29 protein-coding genes are annotated in these 24,389 nt (G+C 63.2%); 13 read left to right on the forward strand and 16 right to left on the reverse strand.

Annotated elements, in window-relative coordinates; genetic code table 11:
* Nucleotide 1: 1 nt before the first annotated feature.
* Genes zwf through CWE17_RS00170 form a run of 6 tightly spaced genes read left to right on the forward strand, consistent with a single transcriptional unit; the run spans nt 2 to nt 5,819 of the window.
* On the forward strand, nt 2–1,525 hold the full coding sequence (gene zwf, locus CWE17_RS00145; RefSeq protein ID WP_131454361.1) for a glucose-6-phosphate dehydrogenase: 1,524 nt from the start codon (nt 2–4) through the stop codon (nt 1,523–1,525).
* A 39-nt stretch (nt 1,526–1,564) separates the two neighbouring features.
* Nucleotides 1,565–2,848, forward strand: coding sequence for a glucose-6-phosphate dehydrogenase assembly protein OpcA (locus CWE17_RS00150; protein WP_131454362.1), 1,284 nt, complete (start codon nt 1,565–1,567; stop codon nt 2,846–2,848).
* A 16-nt stretch (nt 2,849–2,864) separates the two neighbouring features.
* Nucleotides 2,865–4,244, forward strand: coding sequence for a cobyrinate a,c-diamide synthase (locus tag CWE17_RS00155; RefSeq protein WP_131454363.1), 1,380 nt, complete (start codon nt 2,865–2,867; stop codon nt 4,242–4,244).
* Nucleotides 4,245–4,291: 47 nt separating this feature from the next.
* The gene (locus tag CWE17_RS00160) at nt 4,292–4,543 is read left to right on the forward strand and encodes an acylphosphatase (RefSeq protein ID WP_240789172.1); all 252 of its coding nucleotides are present in this window, start codon (nt 4,292–4,294) and stop codon (nt 4,541–4,543) included.
* The gene (locus tag CWE17_RS00165; protein WP_131454365.1) at nt 4,540–5,133 is read left to right on the forward strand and encodes a histidine phosphatase family protein; all 594 of its coding nucleotides are present in this window, start codon (nt 4,540–4,542) and stop codon (nt 5,131–5,133) included. The genes CWE17_RS00160 and CWE17_RS00165 overlap by 4 nt, the downstream gene beginning before the upstream one ends.
* Entirely contained in the window at nt 5,133–5,819 is a 687-nt protein-coding gene (locus CWE17_RS00170; protein WP_131454366.1) for a GAP family protein, read from the forward strand. Before CWE17_RS00165 ends, CWE17_RS00170 begins: the two co-directional genes overlap by 1 nt.
* Here CWE17_RS00170 and CWE17_RS00175 read toward each other — a convergent pair.
* The 4 genes from CWE17_RS00175 to folD all read right to left on the reverse strand — a co-directional run bounded on the left by CWE17_RS00175 (nt 5,806) and on the right by folD (nt 9,771).
* A complete protein-coding gene (locus tag CWE17_RS00175; RefSeq protein ID WP_131454367.1) occupies nt 5,806–7,296 on the reverse strand; it encodes an AAA family ATPase in 1,491 nt (496 codons plus the stop codon). The genes CWE17_RS00170 and CWE17_RS00175 overlap by 14 nt on opposite strands.
* A complete protein-coding gene (locus tag CWE17_RS00180) occupies nt 7,293–7,805 on the reverse strand; it encodes a divergent PAP2 family protein (protein ID WP_131454368.1) in 513 nt (170 codons plus the stop codon). The genes CWE17_RS00175 and CWE17_RS00180 overlap by 4 nt, the downstream gene beginning before the upstream one ends.
* The gene (gene crtE, locus CWE17_RS00185; protein ID WP_131454369.1) at nt 7,802–8,755 is read right to left on the reverse strand and encodes a geranylgeranyl diphosphate synthase CrtE; all 954 of its coding nucleotides are present in this window, start codon (nt 8,753–8,755) and stop codon (nt 7,802–7,804) included. Before crtE ends, CWE17_RS00180 begins: the two co-directional genes overlap by 4 nt.
* A 107-nt stretch (nt 8,756–8,862) precedes the next feature.
* Nucleotides 8,863–9,771, reverse strand: coding sequence for a bifunctional methylenetetrahydrofolate dehydrogenase/methenyltetrahydrofolate cyclohydrolase FolD (gene folD / locus CWE17_RS00190; protein WP_131454370.1), 909 nt, complete (start codon nt 9,769–9,771; stop codon nt 8,863–8,865).
* Between the two features lie 57 nt (nt 9,772–9,828).
* On the opposite strand from folD, the gene CWE17_RS00195 reads away from it, so the two are divergent.
* Nucleotides 9,829–11,946 (forward strand): HDIG domain-containing metalloprotein, encoded by a 2,118-nt coding sequence (locus CWE17_RS00195; RefSeq protein WP_206338332.1) that lies wholly within the window; start codon nt 9,829–9,831, stop codon nt 11,944–11,946.
* Here CWE17_RS00195 and CWE17_RS00200 read toward each other — a convergent pair.
* The 6 genes from CWE17_RS00200 to CWE17_RS00225 all read right to left on the reverse strand — a co-directional run bounded on the left by CWE17_RS00200 (nt 11,934) and on the right by CWE17_RS00225 (nt 14,637).
* Nucleotides 11,934–12,545 (reverse strand): RluA family pseudouridine synthase, encoded by a 612-nt coding sequence (locus tag CWE17_RS00200; protein ID WP_131454371.1) that lies wholly within the window; start codon nt 12,543–12,545, stop codon nt 11,934–11,936. The two genes, CWE17_RS00195 and CWE17_RS00200, sit on opposite strands and share 13 nt — an antisense overlap.
* A gap of 44 nt (nt 12,546–12,589) precedes the next feature.
* Nucleotides 12,590–13,021 carry a hypothetical protein gene (locus CWE17_RS00205; RefSeq protein ID WP_131454372.1) on the reverse strand — a complete coding sequence of 144 codons (432 nt, stop codon included), beginning with the start codon at nt 13,019–13,021 and terminating at the stop codon, nt 12,590–12,592.
* 44 nt (nt 13,022–13,065) lie between these two features.
* A complete protein-coding gene (locus tag CWE17_RS00210) occupies nt 13,066–13,464 on the reverse strand; it encodes a hypothetical protein (RefSeq protein WP_240789173.1) in 399 nt (132 codons plus the stop codon).
* A 31-nt stretch (nt 13,465–13,495) separates the two neighbouring features.
* Nucleotides 13,496–13,984 carry a hypothetical protein gene (locus CWE17_RS00215; RefSeq protein WP_370318251.1) on the reverse strand — a complete coding sequence of 163 codons (489 nt, stop codon included), beginning with the start codon at nt 13,982–13,984 and terminating at the stop codon, nt 13,496–13,498.
* Between the two features lie 79 nt (nt 13,985–14,063).
* Nucleotides 14,064–14,375: an MTH1187 family thiamine-binding protein gene (locus CWE17_RS00220; protein WP_131454373.1), complete on the reverse strand. Its 312-nt coding sequence runs from the start codon at nt 14,373–14,375 to the stop codon at nt 14,064–14,066.
* 19 nt (nt 14,376–14,394) lie between these two features.
* A complete protein-coding gene (locus CWE17_RS00225) occupies nt 14,395–14,637 on the reverse strand; it encodes a hypothetical protein (RefSeq protein WP_131454374.1) in 243 nt (80 codons plus the stop codon).
* A gap of 90 nt (nt 14,638–14,727) precedes the next feature.
* Between CWE17_RS00225 and CWE17_RS00230 the strand changes: the two genes are divergently transcribed.
* Complete coding sequence (locus CWE17_RS00230; RefSeq protein ID WP_131454375.1) at nt 14,728–15,159, forward strand: hypothetical protein; 432 nt, start codon at nt 14,728–14,730, stop codon at nt 15,157–15,159.
* Nucleotides 15,160–15,360: 201 nt separating this feature from the next.
* A complete protein-coding gene (locus CWE17_RS00235) occupies nt 15,361–15,567 on the forward strand; it encodes a hypothetical protein (protein ID WP_131454376.1) in 207 nt (68 codons plus the stop codon).
* A gap of 1 nt (nt 15,568) precedes the next feature.
* Here the strand turns inward: CWE17_RS00235 and CWE17_RS00240 are convergent, their stop codons facing one another.
* The 3 genes from CWE17_RS00240 to CWE17_RS00245 form a co-directional block, all read right to left on the reverse strand.
* The gene (locus tag CWE17_RS00240) at nt 15,569–15,850 is read right to left on the reverse strand and encodes a 2Fe-2S iron-sulfur cluster-binding protein (protein WP_131454377.1); all 282 of its coding nucleotides are present in this window, start codon (nt 15,848–15,850) and stop codon (nt 15,569–15,571) included.
* A 77-nt stretch (nt 15,851–15,927) separates the two neighbouring features.
* A complete protein-coding gene (locus CWE17_RS12050; protein WP_161971401.1) occupies nt 15,928–16,089 on the reverse strand; it encodes a hypothetical protein in 162 nt (53 codons plus the stop codon).
* Nucleotides 16,090–16,205: 116 nt separating this feature from the next.
* The gene (locus CWE17_RS00245; RefSeq protein WP_131454378.1) at nt 16,206–16,451 is read right to left on the reverse strand and encodes a Nif11-like leader peptide family natural product precursor; all 246 of its coding nucleotides are present in this window, start codon (nt 16,449–16,451) and stop codon (nt 16,206–16,208) included.
* A gap of 120 nt (nt 16,452–16,571) precedes the next feature.
* Between CWE17_RS00245 and CWE17_RS00250 the strand changes: the two genes are divergently transcribed.
* From CWE17_RS00250 to CWE17_RS00260, 3 genes are read left to right on the forward strand one after another with little or no spacing between them, the layout of a single operon-like run.
* A complete protein-coding gene (locus tag CWE17_RS00250) occupies nt 16,572–17,012 on the forward strand; it encodes a hypothetical protein (protein ID WP_131454777.1) in 441 nt (146 codons plus the stop codon).
* Nucleotides 17,013–17,055: 43 nt separating this feature from the next.
* Nucleotides 17,056–18,624: a Na/Pi cotransporter family protein gene (locus tag CWE17_RS00255; RefSeq protein WP_131454379.1), complete on the forward strand. Its 1,569-nt coding sequence runs from the start codon at nt 17,056–17,058 to the stop codon at nt 18,622–18,624.
* Complete coding sequence (locus tag CWE17_RS00260) at nt 18,621–19,001, forward strand: signal protein (protein ID WP_131454380.1); 381 nt, start codon at nt 18,621–18,623, stop codon at nt 18,999–19,001. Before CWE17_RS00255 ends, CWE17_RS00260 begins: the two co-directional genes overlap by 4 nt.
* 10 nt (nt 19,002–19,011) lie before the next feature.
* On the opposite strand, the gene CWE17_RS00265 is transcribed toward CWE17_RS00260, so the two are convergent.
* Both CWE17_RS00265 and CWE17_RS00270 read right to left on the reverse strand, forming a co-directional pair.
* On the reverse strand, nt 19,012–19,848 hold the full coding sequence (locus CWE17_RS00265; protein WP_131454381.1) for a carbohydrate ABC transporter permease: 837 nt from the start codon (nt 19,846–19,848) through the stop codon (nt 19,012–19,014).
* Between the two features lie 3 nt (nt 19,849–19,851).
* A complete protein-coding gene (locus CWE17_RS00270) occupies nt 19,852–21,474 on the reverse strand; it encodes a 2-isopropylmalate synthase (RefSeq protein ID WP_131454382.1) in 1,623 nt (540 codons plus the stop codon).
* A 125-nt stretch (nt 21,475–21,599) separates the two neighbouring features.
* Here CWE17_RS00270 and CWE17_RS00275 point away from each other — a divergent pair, with 125 nt between their 5' ends.
* Nucleotides 21,600–23,168, forward strand: a complete 1,569-nt coding sequence (locus CWE17_RS00275) for a glycoside hydrolase family 57 protein (RefSeq protein ID WP_131454383.1) — start codon at nt 21,600–21,602, stop codon at nt 23,166–23,168.
* Here the strand turns inward: CWE17_RS00275 and crtL are convergent.
* Nucleotides 23,135–24,388: a lycopene beta cyclase gene (gene crtL / locus CWE17_RS00280; RefSeq protein WP_131454384.1), complete on the reverse strand. Its 1,254-nt coding sequence runs from the start codon at nt 24,386–24,388 to the stop codon at nt 23,135–23,137. The two genes, CWE17_RS00275 and crtL, sit on opposite strands and share 34 nt — an antisense overlap.
* Between the last annotated feature and the right edge of the window lies 1 nt (nt 24,389).

Here is a 24,389-nt window from a genome sequence, read left to right on the forward strand (position 1 = left end):
CATGAGCGCAACGATCACGAATCCACTGCGGGTCGGCCTGCGGCAGGAACGGGTCATCGCCCCGCAGTGTCTGGTCATCTTTGGTGCCAGTGGGGATCTGACCCATCGCAAACTGGTTCCGGCTCTGTTCGAACTGTTCCAGCAGCGTCGCCTGCCGAGTGAATTCGCCCTGCTCGGCTGCGCGCGCCGCCCCTGGAGCGATGAGGAGTTTCGCCAGAAGATGGCCGAGGCCATGGGCGAAACAGTCCGTGAAAACCGCCTGGCCTGGGAGCAGTTCTCGGCCGGAATGTTTTACGAGCCAGTGGATCTTCAGCAACCTGAAGACCTGGTGAAGCTCGGGCGCCGCCTCGAGGAGATCGACCGTCTTCGCGCGACCCGTAGCAATCGGACCTTCTACCTTTCGGTCTCACCGAAGTTTTACGGCAGTGGCTGCCGCGCCCTTGCCGATGCCGGTCTGCTGAAAGATCCGGCAAGGAGCCGGGTCGTGATCGAGAAACCCTTTGGCCGCGACTACAGCAGCGCCCAAGCGCTCAACAAGGTGGTGCAGGCCTGCGGACAGGAAAACCAGATCTTCCGCATTGACCACTACCTGGGCAAGGAAACGGTGCAGAACATCATGGTTCTGCGTTTCGCGAACACGATTTTCGAGCCGATCTGGAATCGGAACTACATCTCAAGCGTGCAGATCACCGCTGCCGAAACTGTCGGTGTGGAAGAGCGAGCCGGTTACTACGAAACCTCGGGAGCCCTGCGCGACATGGTGCAGAACCATCTGACCCAGATGCTCGCGATCACCGCCATGGAGACCCCCGGGCGCTTCGATCCAGAAGCGATCCGCAGCGAAAAAGCAAAAGTGCTGCAGGCTGCCCGCCTGGCTGACGAACTCGAGCCCTGGAATTGCTGCATCCGCGGCCAATACGGCCCAGGTGGCACAGCCACATCACCCTTGGCCGGTTACCGACAGGAACCAGGTGTGGATCCGAACAGCACCACGGAGACCTATGTGGCGATAAAGCTGTTCATCGACAACTGGCGCTGGCAGGGGGTTCCCTTCTATGTACGCACCGGCAAGCGGCTGGCCAAGCGCCTCAGCGAGGTGGTGCTGACGTTTCGTGAGGCGCCAGTGCATCTCTTCGATGCGGCAGGTGGAAGCCCGACTGCCAACCAGCTGATCCTGCGGATTCAACCCGATGAGGGTGCGGAATTCCGTTTTGAGGTGAAATCGCCCGGATCCGGCATGCGCAGTCGGCCGGTCGAAATGGAGTTCTCCTACGACGAATCCTTCGGCGAGCCCTCAGACGAGGGCTACGTGCGGCTGCTGGCCGACGCCATGCTGAGCGACCCCACGCTCTTCACCCGCAGCGATGAGGTGGAAGCGGCCTGGCGGCTTTACACGCCGTTGCTTGAACTGATTGAAGACAGCCCCTGGCGGCTGCCGATCCACCCCTATGAATCCAGAACCTGGGGACCCGCCGCTGCCGATGCCCTACTGGCCCGTGACGGCCTCCTCTGGCGCCGCCCCTGACGTCGATCCCTTTCTCCATCCGTTATCCAAAGGCCCGTCATGTCTCCCCAGCTCACCCTGCAGACCCCGCTCGAACTCCCCCCCTCCGAGGTTCCCTCCTACCTGGAGCAACTCTGGTCGAAAGACCAGCCCGGCAGCACCGGTGCTCACACCTTTTGTCTGTTGATCTGGCAACCCGCCTGGGTGGAACAGCAGCTGGTACGCACCGGCCGACTCCCCGGCCCTGTCACCGGCGTGCAGCGTGACGAGCTGATCGCTGCCGCACGGCAAGCGGTGGTGGATGGAGATCTCGCCCTGAGCACTCCCCCGCTCACACCAACCGTTGCGGACTCTCTGGCCCGACTCGAAGGTCAGAGCAACAGCGAGGATTTGCGTGGACAGCACGTGGATCCGGCGGTCAGTGCCCTACGGCCCCGTCGCCTCATCACCCTCGCCCCAAGCCTTGATGGAGGACGCGAGCTCGAAACACTGGTGGCGGCCTACTGCCCGCTGCCTGAGGAAGGCGGTGGCACCGCCGCCTGTGGCGATGTTGTGGTGCTACGCGGCGGCCATGACGCCCTCAGCCGCGGCCTGGGCATTCTGCAACCGCTTCTGCCTGAAGAACTGCCCTCATGGGTGTGGTGGAACGGCAACCTTGATGAGGCACCCGAGCTGCTCCAGCAACTGGCGATCGGCCCCCGGCGCCTGATCATCGACTCCGCCTTGGGCTCCCCCCAGCACTGCCTCGAGCTGCTCTCCAGCCGAATCGAAGCCCGACAAGCGGTGAACGATCTCAACTGGCTGCGACTAAGAAGCTGGCGCGAAACCCTGGCCATGGTCTTCGATCCGCCCCAGCGTCGCGACGCTCTCAGCCACGTGGTGCAAATTGATCTCGATGTAGAGGGCGAGCATCCCGTTCAGGGTTTACTGCTCGCCTCCTGGGTGGCCGATCGCCTGGGCTGGCTCCTCAAAGGGTCCCAGCGCACGGAAGACCACGGCATCAGTGCCGAATTCCAGCGGCCGGATGGCATCAGCGTGCAGATGCGGATCGCGCCTGTACCCATGGGGCAACCAAGCATCCACCCCGGACAGATCGTTGGGTTGCGGCTGATCTGCAAGCCCGAGACCCGGCCGGCAGTCTGCGTGATTCTCTGCGCTGAATCAGGAGGCTGCATGCGCCTCGAGGCTGGGGGCATGGCCAGCATGGAACTGCTGGAGGAAGTGGTGCCAGTACAGAACAATCCGGTTGAAGCCGATGTGGCCCGCCTGCTCGAGGGCGGACACGACACCACAAACCCCTTGCTCGCCGCCGCCGCTCCTCTAGCTGCCAAGCTGCTGAGCTGAGCCGCATTGCCGCTGCATGGCCTGTCTAATCGCCGCGCCATCCAGCGGCAGTGGCAAGACCCTGCTCACGCTCAGCCTGATCGCCTGGGCCCGCCAGCAGGGGAAGAGCATTCAACCGTTCAAGGTGGGGCCTGACTATCTGGACCCACAGCTGCTGACAGCTGCATCGGGGCGCCCCTGTCGCAACCTGGATCTGAGCCTCTGCGGTGAGGACTGGGTACGAGGCAGCTTCCTCCGTCATGGCAGCACGGCTGATCTGGCGGTGGTGGAAGGGGTCATGGGCCTCTTCGATGGCATCGGTCCAAGCAGTGATGGCAGCAGTGCAGCTGTTGCAGCCGCTCTCCAGCTCCCGGTGGTCCTCGTTGTGGATGCCAGCGGACAAGCCCAATCACTCGCTGCCCTGGTGCGCGGATTTCAACAACACGACCCCTCTCTGCGACTGGCTGGGGTCGTGCTCAACCGAGTCAGTAGTCCCCGCCATCGAGAACTGCTCGATGCGGTACTCAATGGCATTGATGTGCCCCTACTGGGGAGCCTGCCCCGCAATCTGAGCCTGGAACTGCCCAGTCGGCATCTCGGACTCGCACCAGCCCACGAATTGGAACGACTTGAAGGTCGCCTAGAGGCCTGGGCATCCCTGGCCCAGGAACATCTCGACCTAGGGGCCCTTCTGCCGCTGCTGCAGCCCCCCTCGAGCCGTGTTCCTCCACTCGAATCGCTCAATGCAGAGCCGCCCAACGGCACCAGCCGCTCGCTGCTTCCAGTGGCTGTGGCCCAGGACGCCGCTTTCCATTTCCGCTATCCGGAGATGCAGGAAAGCCTTGAGGCCCTAGGGATGCCAGTGCTGTCCTGGAGCCCACTGGCTGACGAAGCGATTCCGGAGGAAGCGACAGGCCTGATTCTTCCCGGTGGCTTCCCGGAGCAGCACGCCGCAGCCCTAAGCGAATGCAAACAAAGTCTGACCGCCCTGCGCCACTGGTTCAGACAACGACCGCTCTATGCGGAATGCGGTGGGATGTTGCTGCTCGGGCAAACGCTCACCGACCTGGAAGGCAGGGCACATCCCATGGCCGGAGTTCTGCCCTTCGGAGCGCGCCGCGGCAACCTGCAGGTGGGTTACCGACAGCTGACCGCCACTGCAGACAGTCTGCTTCTACGGAAGGGAGAACGCTATGTAGGCCACGAGTTTCACCGCTGGTCACTGGAGACTGTGGGCAAGGAAGAAAGCCTGTGGCAGGTTGAAGGCTGGAGATCGCAGCGCCGGGAGGAGGGATGGAATCTGAACAACGTTCACGCCAGTTGGGTCCACCTCCATTGGGGCGGCTGCTCGACGATCTCATGCCGATGGCGCGCCGCGCTCGAAGCCGGGGCAACGGCGAGAGCAGGCGCTTCCTAAAACGGCAACCGCCACGCTCCTCCCCCCTGCAGGAACGCTGGCGACTGATGGTGGATGGAGACGTGCAGGGCGTCGGCTTCCGCAGCAGCTGCTGCAGGCGAGCCACGGAACTGGGGCTGAGTGGATGGGTGCGAAACCTCAGCAATGGCCGAGTGGAGGTGCAGGCCGAGGGGAACCCCATGACCCTCAATGAACTGCGCCTCTGGTGTGAACGAGGCCCTAGCGCCGCCAATGTGCGCACGGTGCGGCTGAGTCACCTACCCATCACGGGTGACGACTGGTTTGAGGTGAGGCCATGACGGCAGACCGCCAAATCTGGTTGCTGCGCCATGGCGCCACGGAATGGGCCAAAAACGGACGCCACACCGGCAGCACCGACCTTCCGCTGCTTCCTGAGGGCGAGGAGGAAGCACGTCGGCTGGCACCGGTGCTAAAGGCACAGCCCTTCGCAGCAGTCTTCACATCACCCTTGCAACGCGCCCGTCGCACCTGTGAACTGGGCGGCCTCGGGGAGCAAGCCCAGGTGATGGAGGAACTCCTGGAGTGGGACTACGGCGACTACGAGGGCATCACCACGCCGGAGATCCGCAAGACGGTGCCGGGTTGGACGGTCTGGAGCCATGGTTGCCCCAACGGGGAGGATGCCGAGGCCGTGCAGAAGCGCTGCGAAATCGCCATCCAACGCGCCCTGGAGGTCTCCGAACCAGGGGATGTGGCTCTATTCGCTCACGGACACCTGCTGCGGGCGCTGGCGGGAACCTGGCTGGGTCTGGGTGCTGTGGGTGGCAGCTTGTTGAAGCTCGGTACAGGAAGCATCTGCGTGCTGGGATTCGAGCGCGAAAACCGTGCGATCGTTCGTTGGAATGCTCCGGCCGACGGCCGGTTCTGATGAGCGACACCACTCTCTGGGCGGAACTGCTGGCCTACGGCACGGGCATCGGTCTCTCGCCCATTCACATTGCCGTTCTGCTGCTCCTGTTGCTGGGGCCCCAGCCCCTGCGCCGCGGCGGCTGGTTTGTGGCGGGCTGGGTGGTCACCACAATGCTCACCGCAACCCTGCTGGTGACCGTGGGTCACACCCTTGTGCTTGATATGAGCCATGGATCCCACCACCGCACGGGCCTTGATCTGGTGGCGGGCGGAGCACTGATCGCCATTGGCGGTCGAGAGCTCCTGCACTCCCTTTCAGAGGGAGCAGAACCGCCCAGTTGGACCACCAGCATCGACCGCTTAGTGGCCATGCCGTTGCCACTGCTCCTGCTCCTTGGCGCAGCGGGGGAGGTGATCAGTCCCGACGACCTCGTGCTCTTCGCCAAGTCAGCAGGTGTTGTTCTCGCAGCCCAAGCACCGACCTGGCAGGAATTGGTCGCGCTGCTGGCTTTCACCCTCGGTGCAAGCCTGCTGCTGCTCGCCCCCCTGGTGGCCGTGATGATTGGCCGAGAGAAGGTCGTGCCCTTGCTGGAACAAGGGAAACAGATCCTTTTCGCCCGCAGTGGTCTGGTGGTCGGTGGCGTCAGCCTTGGCCTGGGGATCTACCTGGGCTGGCAGGGGGTGAGTGGTCTCAGGCTGATCTGAGCGCCTCCTGCCAACGCAGCTGCGACTCTCGACTGGCGCTGGACCGTCCAACCATCCAGACCCCATGGCGGGCCCTGCTAACGGCCACGTACACCAACTGACGTCGCAGGGACAGGTCGTTGGACCAGAAGACGTCATCGGCCACAAAAACCTCCCCGAAGCTGCTGCCCTGACTGCGATGGACCGTCAGAACGGCCGCAGGTCCGAGGGAAGCGAAGGCATCGCGGATGAGAAAGAAACGCCGCCAAAGCGCTCGGCCATCCCGCTTGCCGGCATCCCTGGCCTGCACGCGCAGGCGCTGCAACAGGCGATCGAGCAATTGGCGCGCTTCCGAACCCACCGGTGGCAACAGCCTCAGGCTGAGCTCAAGCTCACCACAGCGCACCCGTGCCATCAGGGTGTCGATCACAGGAACCCCAAGCCCGGCAAGGGCCAGCTGCCCATCGCCCCGAAGATCCGCATCGCTGAGCCCAAACTCAGCGAGATCGCAGCGCTCTGGGGTCACATCCTCCACCACCAGTTCGCGATTGGAGCCCAGCACGAGATCAGGCTCTTCGCCCGTCTCCGCCCCATCCCTCGAGGCGGGCGCCATCACAGCGGTGCGGGTGATCAATACCTCTCCGGGCAACACCGGCATCTGATCAGCCAGATCTCCATGAATCGCTCGGCGGGCATGGGGAACCAGCTGCTCCAGGCTGCGGTTGGTCCAGCAGAGAATCCTTGCTGCATCAGGATTGTCCGTGATCGAGGCCTGCCGCAACGCTTCCTGGGCCCGGGCCAGCCACTGGCTGCGATCCAACGCCGCCACAGTCCCCTGGGGAGAGCGCAAAGGTGGCAGCAACGGCGGGCGATCACAGGCAATCCGGCCATCGCGAAGGCAACTCGCCAGCTGAAGCACCGGACCTTGGTGGCGCACCACCTCCGTGAGACTTGTGGTGCAAGCACGGCCCATGGCGAACACAGGACTTTCCATTTCACCGACAGGGGGCAACTGGGCCGGATCACCGACAAACACCAACCGCGTTTTGAATGGATGGGCGCACTGCAAGGCGATGGACAACAGCGAGCTGTCGACCATCGAGGCCTCATCGATCAAGACCAGACCCAGATGCTCCAGGGCCATCGCCGTCTGCTCGGTCGGCTCACAGAGCTCGCGATCACCCTGGCGACGGAGCTTGAGCCGTAACAGACGGTGGATGGTGGAGGGATACCAGGTGGGCTGAAGCCCCTCGAGGTTGAGCGCCTGGCGCAGGACGCCAACCGCCTTATGGGTGGGGGCGACCACGGTCCAGCAGAGTCCCGCGGCATCAACCTGCCTGAGCAAGCGCATCGAGAGAAACGTCTTGCCGCTACCCGCATAGCCGCTAAGCACGAAGGGGACCCCGGACTCGGAGCCTGCAAGCCAACGGCTGAAGGCCTCTGCCGCTTGCCGCTGATCGCCAGTGAGATCAGGACTGGATGCTGGCAAGCGATTCACCCCAGGGCCTGAAGAAGCCCCTGGGCCAGATGCCAGGGGGAGCCGAACAAAGCGAGACCTGGAAGAGCGATCGCCGGACCGAGCACGCTGCCAACGAATACCTCAAGCCTGGAATGCCCCAGGGTCTCCTTCAGAGGTTTCTCGGGGGGGGGCGACCAATTGGATGCGGGAAGCGCATTCACCCGTGCAGCCGTGAAGCCTGCGGCCCGCCGGATCCCACTGGCGTCGTACATCACCACAAAGGCGACGGTCGCGGCGAGCGCGAACACAGGATCAGCGAACCCAAGCTGCCAACCCACACCAGCGGCGGTACCGGTCACCAGCGCGGAATGACTGGAGGGCATGCCCCCCGTCTCGATCAGAACGGCCGGTCGCCAACGACGATGCAGGAGTAGCTCAATGAACAACTTGGAGAACTGAGCGAGGCCACAGGCCGCGAGTCCCCAGGCCAATACAGCATTGTCGAGAAGCGAAAGGCTTGCTGGAGCCGTGACATCAGCCAGGATCATCGGTCGCGTCCGATCACGTAATCAGCCAGAGCCAGTAGAGGTGCTGCCTTGGCCAGCCCTCCACCGTCTCCCTTGAAGAGAGACAGAGACGCCTTGGCTTCCTCCACCAGCGCTCTGGCCCTGGCCCTGGACTCCTCGAGACCCAGCAGCTTTGGGTAGGTCGTCTTGTCGGCGATCAGATCCTTGCCAGCCGTTTTTCCGAGCACATCACTGCTGGCGGTCACATCAAGGATGTCATCAACGATCTGGAAGGCCAGGCCGATCCCACGGGCATAGGTACCGAGGGAAGCGATGCGGGTGGCATCGGCTCCGGCAATCAAGGCACCGGTGATCACGCAGGCCTTGAGCAGGGCGCCCGTCTTATGGAGATGGATGTATTCGAGGGTCTCGAGATCCACGTCCTTCCCCTCACTCTCCAGGTCCACCACCTGGCCCCCCACCAGTCCAGGGGCTCCTGCCACAAGAGAGAGTTCGGCCACCACCTTGATCAGGCGTTCCGCTGGCACTCCAGGACTGCGCAGAGCGACCATCTCAAAGGCACGGGTGAGCAGGGCATCGCCCGCGAGGATCGCCACCGCTTCGCCATAGACCTTGTGGTTCGTGGGGCGACCCCGCCGCAAATCATCGTTATCCATGGCGGGGAGATCGTCATGGATCAGCGACATGGTGTGGATCATCTCCAGGGCCACAGCCGTCGGCATGGCCAGCGCCGGATCACCACCAGCGAGTTCACAGGCCGCCAAGCAGAGAATCGGCCGCAAGCGCTTACCACCGGCCAGCAGCGAGTAGCGCATCGCCTCACGGAGCGACTCCGGTCGTTCAGGGCCCAGAGCCGCGTCTAGAGCAGCTTCCACCTCGGACTTGCGAGCCGCGAGATAGGAATTGAAATCAAAGTCCTCGGGTGCTCCCGCCGGCCGGGCGTTATCGGAACTGGTCGCCGCGGCGGTCATGGAACATCAATCGTTGGCCGGATTCTCTCAGGCCGGAGGGCCAAGCCCTCCCGTGGCGACACAGAACAGCAGGCTGGTTAGACAACAGGCCATTGAAGGATCGGGCTTCAGACCACCAGATCGTCCAGGTCGTGGTCGAGCCCATGGCGATGGCACCAGGCCACCACTGTGTTGACCAAAAGCATCGCGACCGTCATCGGTCCGACACCTCCAGGCACCGGGGAGAGGGCTGACACGAGCTCCTCGATCTCCTCAGCCCTCACATCACCGCAGAGTTTCGCTTTGGCGCCCTCGGGAGCATCGGGCGGCAGCGGCAGGCGATGAATTCCCACATCAACGACAACCGCTCCAGGGGAGACATGCTCCGCTCCGATCATGCGGGGACGGCCTGCGGCCACCACCAACACCTCCGCCTCCCGGGTGACGCTCTCTAACTCGCGAGTCCGGGAATGGGCGACGGTGACGGTGGCATTGGCCGCCTGAAGCATCAACGCCATGGGCTGACCGACCAGGATGCTGCGCCCCACCACAACGGCCCGACGGCCCTCGAGCGGCAACGCATGACGCCGAAGCAGGGCCATCACCCCAGCGGGTGTGCAGCTGCGGGGTCCGGGTTCTCCCTTGAGCAGTCGCCCCAGATTGAAGGTGTGCAAGCCATCGGCGTCCTTATCAGGATCGATGGCGGCAATGAGAGGCCCCTCGTCGAGGTGAGCAGGCAGGGGGAGCTGGAGAAGGATCCCATCCACCCGCTCGTCAGCATTGAGGGAGTTGATCGTGTTTAAAACCTGCTCCTGGGTTGAGCTGGCGGGTAGATGCGCCCCATAGCTGGCGATGCCGATGCGGCTACAGGCTTTTTCCTTGTTGGCGACGTAGACACCACTGGCGGGGTCATCACCGACCCGCAGCACAGCGAGACCGGGTGGACGCCCAGCCGACTTGCTGCAGCGTTCAACAGCAGCCTGCAACCTCTCTTCGATTTCTGCAGCAAGCTGCCTGCCATCCAGCTTCAGGGCCATCACCGGGTCAGCACCTCACCCCAGCATGCCCGCCCGATAGAGCTAGCGTGCAAACGGATGCCCTCGGCTGTGATTCGCCTCCATCGCCTAGGTCAGCTCTGGCAGAGCTGGTTGCGCAGCGAGTCGCCCACTCGCCCCGTGCTGCGCTGGCGCAACCATCAAAAAGCAGGGCTTCTTCTTGTCTGCCTCCTCGTGGCGCTGGTCTCCAGCTGGCCGTGGCTCGTGGAGCCAAACCTGCGTCCCGGTCTGCCAGCCCCCTTCGATGCCGTCGCCCCCAAAAGTGCTCGGGTCGTGGATAGCGAAGCCCTGGAACAGCGCCGTTCCAGCCTAGTGCCACGCACATTCGTGCAGGTGATCGACCTTGAGGAAACCAAGAGGCTTCGGGAACGACTGGAGCGGCAGCTGGCCGAATTGGAACGGGTGGCACGCAGTGATGACGCCGAACGCATCGGACCCGTCAACCTGAGCAATCCTGAACAGGCCTGGCTCACAGGCCGTAGCCAAGGGGAACGTCGCCAATGGGATATGGCCCTCAGGCGGGCAGCTGACCGCATGCTCAGCCAGGGATTGGTGAACACCCTGGCAGTAGAACAGCTGCGCAAAGCGGCCTCCCTGCAGCTCACGACCCTTGGAGACGCAAAGGATCCAAGGAAAACACTCGGCAGCAAGCTGCTAGCAACCACCTTCCAGGGCTCGAGCAACCTGCGCACGGATCCAGTGCGCAGTCAGCGCTTAATCGAGAAGCTGATCACCAATCAGGGGATTCCCACCATCGAGGTCACCCGGGGGGATCTGATCACCCGCAAGGGAGAACCCATCAGTCCCCAGGCCTATGACGTGCTCGATTACTTCGGCCTGGTGAATCGCAGCCCCCGTCTTGGCGTCTGGATGTCGCGGTTCACAGAGGCCTTGGCCGGTTGTGGAGTAATGGTGCTGATCATGCGCCGGGAGCGTCCCTGCCTGGAGGCCTCCCATGCCCTTCTGGCCCTCGGGCTGCTTCTCATCGTGCAAGCGGCGAAGCTTTGGTTCGGCGCTGCCGTCAGCCCTCTAGCGGTGATCGTGCCGCCAACCCTGCTGCTTGCCCAGGGGTTAGGAACCAGCTGTGGCCTGGCCTGGATGGCGATCGCCAGCCTGCTGTGGCCCCTGCCGGTGAATGGTCTCGGTGAGGGGCGACTGATGATCGCCGCCGCCATCGCCGCCGTGGCGGCACTTCAGGCCGGACGCCTTCGCAGCCGCGCCCAGTTGCTGCAGCTGGCGGTGCTTCTACCGCTGACTGCTCTGCTGGTCGAATGGCTGTTATTGCGCAGTCAGATCAATGCGGGCATGAGCGCCTGGACGCGCCTCGCCCCCAATGCCGGAGAGCTGGCTTCTGAAGCCCTGCTGATGGGACTGCTGCTCATGGGGGCGATCCTGCTGATTCCACTACTGGAAAGCTCCTTTGGACTGCTCACTCGTGCCCGTCTGATGGAGTTGGCCGATCAGGAGCGTCCCCTCCTGCGACGCCTTTCCTCTGAGGCTCCAGGCACCTTCGAGCACACGCTGATGATCTGCAGCCTGGCGGAGGGAGGAGCCCGTGCGATCGGAGCCGATGTCGATCTCATTCGCACCGGCGCCTTGTATCACGATGTCGGCAAGTTGCATGCCCCTGACTGGTTCATCGAAAACCAGACACAGGTCGGCGAAAACCCCCACGACCGACTCAATGACCCCCTCGCTAGTGCCGGAGTACTCCAGGCCCATGTCGACGAGGGGCTGAAGCTGGCCCGCCGCTATCGCTTACCTCGCCCAGTGGCCGACTTCATCCCTGAGCATCAGGGAACCCTCAAGATGGGCTATTTCCTTCACAAAGCACGGGAGCTCGACCCCAAGGTGCCCGAGGGACGTTTCCGCTATCGAGGCCCCACACCGCGCTCGCGGGAAACAGGAATTTTGATGTTGGCCGATGGCTGCGAAGCAGCTTTGCGCTCCCTTCCTCCGGACACCAGCGATCTGCAGGCAAGGGAGACCGTGCGGCGCATTGTTGAATCACGCCTCCGCGATGGTCAGCTGCGGTCCAGCAGCCTCACGCGCGCGGAAGTCGAGCTGCTGGTGCGAGCGTTCGTGCAGGTCTGGAGGCGGATGCGCCATCGCCGCATTCCCTATCCGATTCCGGCTTACAAGGGCTATCCAGCCTGAGCTGGGAGCGCGAAGGGCACCGGCGAATGAACCCTCAGTCGCCTGCCGCTGAACGGATGCCGAAAGGCCAGGGCCAGTGCGTGCAGATGCAGGCGGGTGACGGCAAGCCCAGAGGGCTGAGCACCGGATCCATAAATCGGATCGCCGAGGATCGGCAAACCAAGCCCTGCGAGATGGGCCCGCAGCTGATGGGAGCGACCGGTCAGAGGCCGCAGCCAGAGCCTGCTGCAGCGATCACCCGGAGCGGCCCAGCGCCAGCAGGTCAGGGACGGGCGACCGCCGGGGTGGTTGCCATAACGGGGCGGTAGCCGCTCAAGACGAGCCAGGGGCTGATCGATGCGACCGCTCAGCGTTGCCGGCGCACCGCAGACATCGGCGACGTAAAGCTTCTGAACAGCCCTCTGGGCGAAAAGCGCACTGAGCCGGCGCAGGGCTTCCGGAGAGCGGGCCAACACCAGCAGACCGGAGGTGTCCCGATCCAAACGATGCACGAGCTGAAGCGAAGGTTCAGCCACTTGTAAACGGCTGCTCAGGGAGTCTGCCTGCGCCGGCCCGAGCCCTGGCTGGCTGAGAAGCCCGGCTGGTTTGACCACCACCATCAGGTGGATGTCGGAGAAGAGGACCGGGATCGCGTGAATCGACTTCAGAGCAGGCTTCCGCTCCCGCGTAAGCCAGCGCGCAGGCTCTGACGACGATGTTCAGGCCTGCACCAATAGAGCAGAGCCAGCAAGTTGAGAAGAGCGAGCACCAGGGAAAGCGCTCCTAGGCGAACCGCATCAGCGCCGAGGGAGATCAGCGCGAGGCGCACAATGCCGTAAGGCAGCGATGCAGCCAAGGCCATCGAAAGGGCAACGATGGCCACGATCACCCCCCAGCGGCGGCGGGCGATCAGACCGGCACAGGCAACGATGCCCACAACAGCAGCCGGCCAGGCCAGGCCAAAGGCCACGCTGAGATTGGCCGCACGCAAGTCAGGAGAGGTGAAGGCAATCCACCCGATCAGGGGAAGGGCCAACACATTGCCGGCGAGTCCGAGCCAGGTCATCAGCCAGTAGCCACGAAGGCTGGAATCCATCGGAGACCGCAGCACAAACGAGTCATCACCGTAGGCAATGACGTTCAGCCGTCCTGCTGGGGAGTGTTCTCATCGTTGTTGTTCTGGTCAGCTCCGTTCTGGTCATTGCCGTTCCCCTCTGGGGTGTCGTCATCGACAGAGTCGTCTGCTGAGGCCTCAAGAACGGTTTCAAGGGTGGCGAGCAGCAGAGCCATCGCCTCCTCTCGCAGAAGCGGGGAATCCGCCACCAGATCGAGCCAGCCATGACAAAGGGCCTCGATCTCCTGAAACAACGGGCCGGCGGCTTGAAGGGCCTCCATCACCTGAGCAGAGCCCTCTGCATCCAGCTCCACCCCATCGACGACCACATAGCGCCGACCGTCCTCTCCGACGTAGGTGAGATGCCCCTCAGCATCGAGGGTGGGACCGGTCAGCGGCGTAACGGGATCGTCTTGGTCCTCCATCCGCCCTCTCCCGGGACACCTCACTCCTGGATTAGCTCCGGATCAGCCGTTCGGCACAGAAGCGACGGAAGAGATGCTCCACCTCATCGGCAGGAAGACCCTGCACCAGTCGTGCTTCCACCTCATCACGATGCTGGCTGTGGTGGTAGAGGCGCAGTTCCTGCAACGCCTCCGGAGCCTGCCGACGCACCTGGGCGATCGCGGCAGTGATCTGATCGTCCGGCAGCAGAGGGCCCTGACGGCAATGCTGCATGACATGGGCCGATTCATGGGCGAGCACTGTCCAGATCTGAGCCGGATCATTGGCGAGGTTGTTGGCACAGAGCAGCACGGCATTACGGCCGGCATGAAAGGCTCCGAGCAGCGCCGGCGGGCAGTCCTTCGCCACCAATGTCTGGGTGCCCGCTTGTCGCAGAAGCCCGGCAAAGCGTCCAATCCGATCCCAACTTTCAGCCCTGCCCTGCGGGGGAGCAGCCGCCGACACCCCCATGAACAGCACAAGCCACGCCAACCGCCCCATCACCCATCAGTCGCAGTCCTAGTCCTATTGGACCCATAGCGACTCCAGGGTGCCTCTCTTGCACCGAAGTTCTACGGATTCAGGCCGGTCGGGCTGAACGGCTGGCGATCACGCTGTCGACCTTGTCGCGAAATGACTGCTGACGATCAACTCGGGTATTGACCTTGAGCGTGGTGTAAATCCGCGGGGCACCGAGGTGATGCACGGCTTCATGACAGGCCTGCACGCAGGCGAAGACAGCCTCCCACTCCCCCTCAATCGCCGTACCGTTCGGCCCGAGCTCAAAGTCAAGCCCCGTCGCCTCGATCACCTGCTGACAGGCAGCCACATAGGGCGCGAGCGAGACACCGACACCCAGCGGCACCACACACAGATCAACACTGACCCACATGATCGATCGGCGAAACCGATCAAGGTCTAGCGCCTCGAAGACAACTGAGCGGATAACCGACGGTGCGCCAGGCCCCGGAGCGGGTCTGCACCTCTAGAGCGATTCCCCTCTGGCCGACGCCAAAGGCCATCCCCTGACCAGTGCACCAGCTCTGGGCCGCCGACTCCGCCGCCTCTCTGGAGTCATAGGGAGTGTCCAAAACGGGATGAGGGCTGCCATCGAGGGCGACCAATCGATACAAGCAGCGCCCCGACTCCGGCACGGTCCAGATCAAAAACTGTCCCCATCGTCGCACTGTTGGCGCAGGGCTGCCAGGGGTGATGCTGGGCAGGCGTCGCCCCCTCCCAGCCCGATGCCCAGCTCCAGCCTGCAGCAGGCCTTCACACAGCTGATGCAGTCGGCCCCTTCAGCCCTGTTCCCAAAGGCACGCCGCCTCTACCTCAATAAGTTCCCCCTCGACGGGCGGGACAGCACCAGCACGCTGCGCCTCTATGTGGCGAATGAGCAGGTGGAGGAACAGATCGAGACGGTCAGCGACAACGCCACGCATCGCATTGCAGTGCTGACGATCCGCCCCCTCAAGCTGGCGCTGGTGCACTGGCTCAAAGCAGAGCCCGCCAGCGATGCAGCCGTGGAGGACTACTTCAGAAGCCGCTGGCAACTGGACGCACCCGCCTTAGAGCCCCAGGCGGAGGCATGGTTCCGCGAAGGAGGGCATCAGAGCCTGTTCACCGCTCCGGAGGGCTTGATCTGGGAGCGCCGCTCGTCACTCCCGGTCACTTGAGATCAGGCACCTTGGGGGCTGCAGCGTTCCCTCGCAGCAGGTTGTCCCGCAGCCCATCACCCGAGCCGGATCGCACCGTGTTGTTTGTAGCGGGCGGATGTTCAAACTTTCCCGAAGGGAAAAAGCGCAGGAAAACGAAAGAGCGCACTGAGCTGATGCTGAGCAGCGCTAGCCAGGAGATGAGTCTCAACGAGAACAGCCATGTTGCTCCCCCGTATCGAACGCTTCGTGCTGCGCAGCCCCAAAGCCGGCACCTACTTCAGAGTGAACGAGGTCGATCAGGGGATCGAGCGTGTCGCGACACCCGAATCCGCCTGGACCTTTCACAGCCACGAAGGAGCCGTCACCCATGCCCTGCTCATGGGTCAGGTGCTGGGTGAGACCCCCGACGTGGTGATGATCCGCTGAATCAGAGCTCGTCTTCGACGTCAGTCTTGACCGTGCAATCACTGAGGGGATAGCTCACACACAACAGGGCATACCCCTTGGCGATCTGATCGTCATCGAGAAAGCTCTGATCCGATTGATCGACACTGCCGCTCATGATCTTGCCGGCGCAGGTGCTGCAGGCACCGGCACGACAGGAATAGGGCAGATCGATGCCCTGCTCTTCAGCGGCATCAAGGATGTACTGGTCATCAGCACAGCTGAAGCTGGAACCACCTTCAATCGCGATGGTGAACGAAGCCATGACAAACCAGGGAGGTCAGAACCTTCTTAGAGAGAGGATCTGCACGTGCCTTGCCTGGTGAGCATCTGCTGACAGGGTCAGCGCTGACCCACGAGATCGTCCCAAGACAGATAAGCCTCAGCAGACATCACCTCAGCCACTTCGTCTTGACGGAGAAGGGGCAACGACTCCTTGTCGAAGAAACGATCCCAGCCCGTGTTCGCAACTTCGGTGGGAGCCCACTCCTGCCAGAACGTCATTCCACTTCAACTTCAACCTGAGGACAGCTTCAGGCCAAAGAGGCCGAGGCTGCCGTGTCCGGCAACACTGAATCAAGGTATGGAGGGAACCCAAGCCATCAGCAGGGCCAGGACTATCACCCCTGAATGAAGTGGCGCAAGCGACGAGCCTCCTGGGCAACCCGCTCCTGCAACTGTTGCTGAGACAAGCGCGACTCCTCCCGCTGCTGGGCGGCGAGAACATCCGCCTCACCAACCTCCAAACCTCGAGCTGCGGCCAGTTCACAGAGCTCCTGCACCCCCAAGGGCTGAGCAAGCTGAGCAGCGAGCTGGGCGTCCTCAACCCGCAAGGCCAACAGACGATCCAGATCTTCGAGGGACATCAGCAGCGACGTTCAACCCGCCCGGTCTATCGCATCTGCTGATCGAGCGAACCGCTGCTAAGACGTTTTTAGACCATGGATGACGTGATGTTGATCCGCCAGCAGGCTCCGCTCGTTGGAATGCTCGCCATTGGCCTGACCACAACCCTGATCGGGAGCAGCGTGAAGGCCGCCTGCTCCTTTCTGCCTCCCGTAGGGGGCGACGGAAGCAGCGACATCGTCAAAAAGCGCGTGGGCAAACCCAAACTTCTTGGCCGCACCAACTGGAACACCGACTTTGCCGTGAACGGCGTTTACCGCAGCTACAAGCTCTTTTTCACGGCCGATTCCACGGCCAGTGGCACCTATCCGGTGGAGGCCTATCTGAAATTCACCGACGGAAGCAACTTGCGGGTGGTGCAGGAGTCGATGACACCGCCGATCGGAACCGGCCGCATGTTTGGCCCCTTCAGCGCCCCTGATGGGAAAAAGGTGAGCCAGATCAACTTCAAAATCGGAACGGGAAGCGATCCGGATTCCACCGGCTTCAGCTACCGGATCTCCGTTCAGGGCTGCAACTGAGATCACCAGCACGATCCTGATTCAGGTCGCGGTCGGCCTCGGCTTGTTCCTCCTCGGTATGACCGTGATGACCGAGGGCCTGCGGGCCCTCGCCGGCCGTCGCCTGCGAGCGACGCTGCTCCGCTTCACTCGCACCCCCCTATCCGGAGCGATCGCAGGGGCGGCGGGCACTGCGCTTCTCCAATCCTCGAGCGCAACGACTGTGGCGACCGTTGGCTTTGTCAGCGCCGGGTTAATCCGCTTCGAGTCGTCCCTGGGGATCATCTTCGGCGCCAACATCGGCAGCACCGGTCTTGGCTGGCTCGTGGCCGTGATCGGCCTGAAGCTCAACATCACCAGCCTGTTCACCCCAGCCATTCTGGTGGGTGCCGTTCTGCGCTTGATCGGTCGGCAACGCACACCAGCCATCGGCTCAGCCCTGGCCGGATTTGGGTTGGTGATTCTTGGAGTCAGCCAGCTGCAGCAGGCCATGGCCGGCCATGGGCCCCTGCTGACGACCACAGCGCTGGACGGCCTCGACCTGATCAGTCGCTTGCAACTGGTGCTCCTTGGCCTGCTGGCCACGTTGATCACCCAGTCCTCCGGCGCCGGCGTGGCGACCACGCTCACCGGTCTTGCCGCCGGAGCCCTGACTCTTCCGCAGGCCTGCGCTCTGGTGATCGGGATGGATGTGGGCACCACAGTCACGGCGCTGATCGCCAGCCTTGGGGGCAGCCTGAGCGCCAGGCGCACTGGCCTGGCGCACGTGGTGTTCAACCTGGCCACAGCGCTGATGGCGCTCGTCCTGCTGCCGCTGTATCTGAAAGGTCTGGATCTCGCCTGGCCTGGGGGCATGGGTCTGGATGTCCCCTTTGCGCTGACGGCCTTTCACACCGGCTTCAACTTGCTGGGGGTGGTGATCGCCCTGCCGCTGACCAGTCCGTTCGCCGCGTTGATTCGCTCCTTGGTGCCAGAGCACCGCGGCCCAGGTCCCTGGCAGCTAGGGCAACACCCCCCCGCCGATCTCTCCGTAGCGATCAACCTGGCCTTGGCGGCTCAGGGGGCGCTCTGGAGGCAACAGATCCTGCTCTTGATCGACACCCTGGGCGGACAGCCGCCAGAACCGGTGCAACTGCACTTGGAGGATTTGGCGCGGTCCCTGGGCCAAGCGGAGCACTTCCTTGATCAACTCCATCTGGTGAACCTGAATCGCCAACAGGTGGAGGCTCTGCTGCATCTGCTGCATGCCCTCGATCACCTCCAACGGCTGCAGGGTCGGCTGGCGGAACAGGAACGGACCCAGTGCCTGCAAAGCGCAGAGACATTGGCAGCGACCCGGCGCATGCTGCTGACGTTGCTCCTGCGAATCCCAGGCGATCTGGACCAGAGACGCTGGCTGGCACTTCAGAAGCGCTGCAGCATGGTGGCATCCCTGCTGGATCGACAACTGGACCAGGAACGGCATGGGCTGATCGCCCGATCAGCTGATGGGCAACTCAGCCTTGAAGACAGAGGCCTCCAGCTCGATGCTCTGCGTTGGGCTCAGCGCGTGGGTCACCATCTGGATCGCCTCAGCGACCACCTGGGAACGGCAACGCTCGGACTGGGCCTCAACGGGGGGAGAAACGCATGAACGGATCCGCTTGGAAGTTGCTTCCCGCAGCCCTGGTGTCGCTGCTCACCGTTCTGTTTCTGGTGCTCTGGCAAGCCCTGGCTCAGCAAACGTCGGTTCTGAAGAGCCTTCAGGAGCAAGTGGAGGCGATCGAACAGCGGGAGGAAGTGAACAACCGCAGGCTGCTGGAGGAACAGATGGGCACCTTGCGGCTCCGTCAACAGAGCCTCGAGAGGCAGTTCAGCGATCTGCTCAAAGCCGTCAAGCAACAACGGGAGCAGGACGAGAAGCAGGCGCGGGAACGCCAGAAAGCGGAGCAACAACCAGAAGCAAACGGTCGCCCGTTTCTCCCTCCACTTCCCCGTCTGGAACTGCCCCTGCCGGCTCCTCAGGAGTAAGCAATCCCCCTTAACCCTTCACCGCATCGCTGCTGGCGCTGGGCAGGATGTAGCGCTGAAGCAACACGAACAGCACAAGCACAGGCAGGATCGAAACCACAGATCCGGCCGCCACGATGCGCCAATCAAGGGAGAAGCTGCTCGCCAATTGCTGCAGCCCAAGCGGAAGCGTGTAGAGCTGAGGATCATCGAGAATGACCAGCGGCCAGAGGAAATCACTCCAGGTGCCGATGAACACAAACATCGCCAAGGTGATCAGATCGGCCCGGGCTGCAGGAATCATCACGTTCCACCACTCGCCGAGCTTGCTGCAACCATCAATGCGAGCCGCTTCCTCCAGCTCCACGGGTACGGCCAAAAAGCTCTGACGCAGGAGATAGAGCCCAAACGCAGTGGCCGCTTGGGGAATCACCAGGGCCATCAAGGTGTTGCGTAGCCCCAGCTGCACCATCAGGAGATAGAGGGGAATCATCACCACTTGAAACGGAATCAGGATGGTGGCGACCACCAGAGCCAGCACCAGGCCACGACCTGCAAAGCGCATGCGCGCCAGGGGGTAAGCGGCCAGGGAGCAGAACAGCAAATTGGCCACCACCGCCAGCACGCTCACGATCGTGCTGTTCAGCAGATAGAGCCCCAGGGGATTGTCCTGAAAGAGTCGGCGGTAGGCCTCCAGGCTGGGCTGCGCAGGAAGCAGGGCTGGGGGGCTGGAGAAAATGTCTTCAGCAGGCCCCTTGAGCGAGGTGCTGACCAGCCAGAGCAGGGGCACCAGCACAACCAGAGCCAACAGAATCAACAGCAGAAGCTGAAGCAGCGGAGCGAAGCGGGAGCGCACGCTTGAAGCCATGGATCAGAGGCTGGCCCGGAGTTCGGCGTCCGCGGTGTCCCGCTGGGGATGAATGGCGGAACGGCTGGTTCCGGCCACCAAGCGATTGAGCGCATTCACAAAGGCCTGGGCCGCCGCCACCACCACATCGGTATCAGCGGAGTGCCCCGAATAAAGCTCGCCATCGCGGCGCAGTCGAATCGTCACCTCTCCCATGGCATCGATGCCTTCGGTGACCGATTTCACCGAGAACTCCATGAGCTCATTGGGGACCTCCGCTAGGGCATTGAGGGCGCGGCACACGGCATCCACAGGTCCAGTGCCGATCGCTGCCGTGGTCTGCTCGCGGCCTTCCTCATCAGCCAGGGTGACGGTGGCCGTTGGCTGAAGGCTGCTGCCGCAGCTCACCTGCACCAGCTTGAGCTGGTAGCGGGCCTCAGGCTGCTGCACCTGCTCGCTCACGATCGCTTCCAGGTCGCGATCGGTGATCTCCCGCTTGCGATCCGCCAGATCCTTGAAGCGTGCAAAGGCCTCATCGAGATCCTCACGGCTGAGGTCATAACCGAGCTCCTCCAGACGGGCCCGGACGGCACTGCGACCGCTGAGCTTGCCGAGGGAGATGCGGTTATCGCTCAGACCGACGGTGCGCGCATCGACGATCTCGTAGGTGAGCCGGTTCTTGAGCACGCCGTCCTGATGAATGCCCGACTCATGAGCAAAGGCATTGGCACCCACGATCGCCTTATTTGGCTGCACCACCATGCCGGTGAGATTCGAGACCAGGCGCGAGGTTTTGGTGATCTCCTCGGTGCGAACGGCCGTCAGCGGCGTTGGGGAATCCTCAGGGCGACCGAAGAATGGGTTGTAGTAGCGGCGGCGCACATGCAAGGCCATCACAAGCTCTTCCAGGGCCGCATTACCCGCCCGCTCACCGATGCCATTGATGGTGCACTCCAGCTGCCGGGCACCGTTTTTCACTGCCTCCAGGAAGTTGGCCACAGCAAGGCCTAAGTCGTTGTGACCATGCACCGACAAGACCGCCTCATTGATGTTGGGCACGTGCTGATCGATGCCAGCGATCAGCGTCCCGAATTCTGAGGGGGTGGTGTAGCCAACGGTGTCCGGGATGTTGATGGTGCTGGCCCCTGCAGCAATGGCGGCTTCAATCACCTCATACAGGAATTCCGGATCGCTGCGGCCAGCGTCCTCGCAGGAGAACTCCACGTCATCAACGAGGGAGCGGGCGTAAGCAACCATCTCGGGAACGATCGCCAGCACCTCTTTGCGGCTCTTGCGCAGCTTGTGCTCGAGGTGGATGTCGCTCGTTGCAATGAAGGTGTGGATACGACGGCGCGGAGCCGGGGCCACCGCATCGGCGCAGGCTTTGATGTCGCCGCGGGACGCACGGGCGAGGCCGCAGATGATCGGGCCCTGATCACCACCCACCTGCTGGGCGATTCGTTGCACAGCAGCAAAATCACCAGGACTGGCGAAGGGGAAGCCGGCCTCGATCACATCCACACCCAAGCGGGCCAGCTGCTGAGCGATAGCCAGCTTCTCTTCAAGGTTCAGGCTGGCGCCTGGAGACTGCTCACCATCCCGGAGGGTGGTGTCGAAGATCAGTACGCGGCCGGGATCCTTGGCCATGGCAGCAGCCTCGACAGTTGTTAGTCGGAGTGACTATGAGTTAGTCCACTCTAAGCGACTGCTCCCGGCCCTACGACTGAAGTCGCGAGTTGACAGTACATTCAATGGCTCTGGATGGATGGAACGTGGCCGAAGGCGCACTGGCCCTGGTTCTCCACGCCCATCTGCCCTACGTGCGCGCCAACGAGCCCGACTCCCTGGAGGAGGACTGGTTCTTTCAGGCGCTGATCGAGTGCTACCTCCCCCTGCTGGAGGTGCTGGAAGCGGCCGCAGCCGATCCGCTGCAGCAGCCCCGGCTCACCATGGGGCTCTCTCCCACCCTGCTTTCGCTGCTAGCCGATCCCACCCTGCGGCAGCGCTTCCCCGCCTGGATCGGCACACGCCAGCAGCTGCTTGAACAAGCTCCTGCCGACCAGCGCGAGGCTGCTGAGCATCTGAGCGCCTGCTTCAGCCGCCATCTCAAACGCTGGACAGCCTGCGACGGCGATCTGATTCCCCGCTTCGCCACCCTGCAACGGCAGGGCGTTCTCGACCTACTCACCTGCGGAGCCACCCATGGCTATCTGCCGCTCCTGCGGGAACACCCTGAGGCGGTGCGGGCCCAGCTGCGCACTGCGGTTCGCGAACACCAAAGACTGATCGGGGAGCGGGCGGTAGGCATCTGGCTACCGGAGTGCGCCTACTACGAGGGACTGGATCAATGGATGCGTGACGCGGGGCTGCGTTACGCGGTGCTGGACGGCCATGGTCTCCTGCATGCCAAGCCTCGCCCCCGTTACGGGGTGTATGCACCAATCGTGAGCCGGCAGGGGGTGGCCTTCTTCGGGCGCGACAGCGACGCCACCCTGCCGGTGTGGTCAGCACGGGATGGCTATCCAGGCGATCCGGCCTACAGGGAATTTCATCGAGATCTCGGCTGGGATCTGCCCAAGGAGGACCTCACAACCCTCGGGCTGCCGACCGAACGGCCCTTGGGGCTGAAACTCCATCGCGTCAGCGACCTGCAAGCCCCCCTGGATCAGAAGCAGCCCTACCAACCGCTGGAGGCTGAAGGTCGTTGCGCCATCCATGCCAAGCATTACTTACAAGGACGGCGCGCGCAGCTGGAGAACCTGCGAGCCGGCATGGCGATTCCGCCCTTGCTCGTGGCGCCATTTGACGCGGAGTTGTTCGGCCATTGGTGGTTTGAAGGCCCTCGCTTTCTGGGTGAACTATTTCGTCAGGCTCCGAGCGAGGGCGTGAGCTTCAGCACGCTGCGAGGCGTGCTCAGCAGCCAGCCCAATCTCCAACTGTGCGACCCCTGTCCATCGAGCTGGGGCCAGGGGGGCTTCCACGACTACTGGCTCAATCAGAGCAACGCCTGGATCGTGCCGGAGTGGAGTCGGGCCGGGAGGGCGATGGTGGAGCGCTGCAGCCGTGGCGTTGGCAGTGAGGCCGATCTGCGGCTGCTCCACCAGGCGGGCCGAGAGCTGCTGCTGGCCCAGTCATCCGACTGGAGCTTCATCCTGCGGGCCGGCACCACCACCGAACTCGCCAAGGAGAGGATCGAGCGCCACCTTGAGCGCTTCTGGCGGCTGATGGCAGCGATTGATGGGCGTGAAGACCTGCCCGAGCAATGGCTGGAGGAAGTAGAAGCGGAGGATGCCCTTTTCCCCCTGATTCAACCGGCCGATTGGAGGAACGTGGGACGTTGATGCGTCCCAGCCCCCAACACCAACCCCCGCCGCAACTCCCAGGGCGACAGCGCAAACAAACGCAGCATCACCGCCATCAACCTGGGCAAAGGCAACGTATTGGTGAGGAAGCCAAACCACTCCTCGCTTGGCAGTGAAAAGAACGTGGCGAAGTGGGTGCGCAACAAGGCTTCGTTAAAACCCATCAAGCGGCCCAGGCCGAACTGAAAAAGCTGATGGCGCAGCACCAACTCGATTGGCCACAGCGCCTGCCAACCCCGTTGCGCCAAGGCCGCTGAGGCCAGGCTTGGATTGACGATGGCTTCCGCCAAGGCCTGGGCCAGATCAGGCCCCCGCCGCAGCAGCGATCCCACCATGTAACCCGAGGCTGGATGCACCATGCTCGCCGCACCACCAAAGGCCAGCAGCGGCTGGCTCCGGTCTGGCAGCGGCAGGTTCATCGGGAAAAGACAAAACTCCTCATGGATCACCTCGGTGATTTCCACACCGCGCAGATCCAAGCGCTGCTGCAGCCGTTGCTTGAGCACGTCGTAGGGCACCCCCGGTGCCAACGCGAGTGATGTCTCCTCCACGAAGAACACCCCATCGCCCAGATCCATCGCATAGAGGAACGTGGGTGGCTCGCTGCGCTGCTGCTCACTGAGGTGATCACAGCGGTAGTCCATCAACACAAACCGACCCGCCTGGATTGGAGGCTTAGAGAAGCGCCCCACCACGCCGTAGGCCGCCTGGCCCGCCACCGGCCCCTGATCCGGGCGGCGAATGTGGGGCGTGCGCGAGCCGGAGGCATCAATCACCAAGCGCGCCTGCAAGGTGGTGCCCGATGCACAGCTGACGCTGGTGGTGGCACCGGTTGCGTCGACCCGTTCGGCCTTGTCTTGGTGCCACACCACCCCATCAGCCCGCTCCAGCCAATAGCGCTGCAAGGCGGCCCGATCGAACAGGCCGTAGTCGATCCCGTGGGCATGGCTCTGATCCTGAGCCGTTGAGCCGCCTGCGCCGAAATAACTGACGGTGTCGCTCCAGCGGTGCACCAGCAAGTGCTCGAGACCTACTGCTTTGAGTTCATTGGCCCAGATGCCGTAGGTGTTCGGCCAGGGGGCATCCACCGGATCGGGGGCAATGCCCGCAACAGCCACACCGCGTTGGTTCAGTTCCGAGGCGATGCAGAGGGCGGCAGGGCCGCCCCCGAGCACCAACACATCCACCGGTTCAGCCAAG

The sequence above is a fragment of the Synechococcus sp. BS56D genome (assembly GCF_004332405.1).
GTDB lineage: Bacteria > Cyanobacteriota > Cyanobacteriia > PCC-6307 > Cyanobiaceae > Synechococcus_C.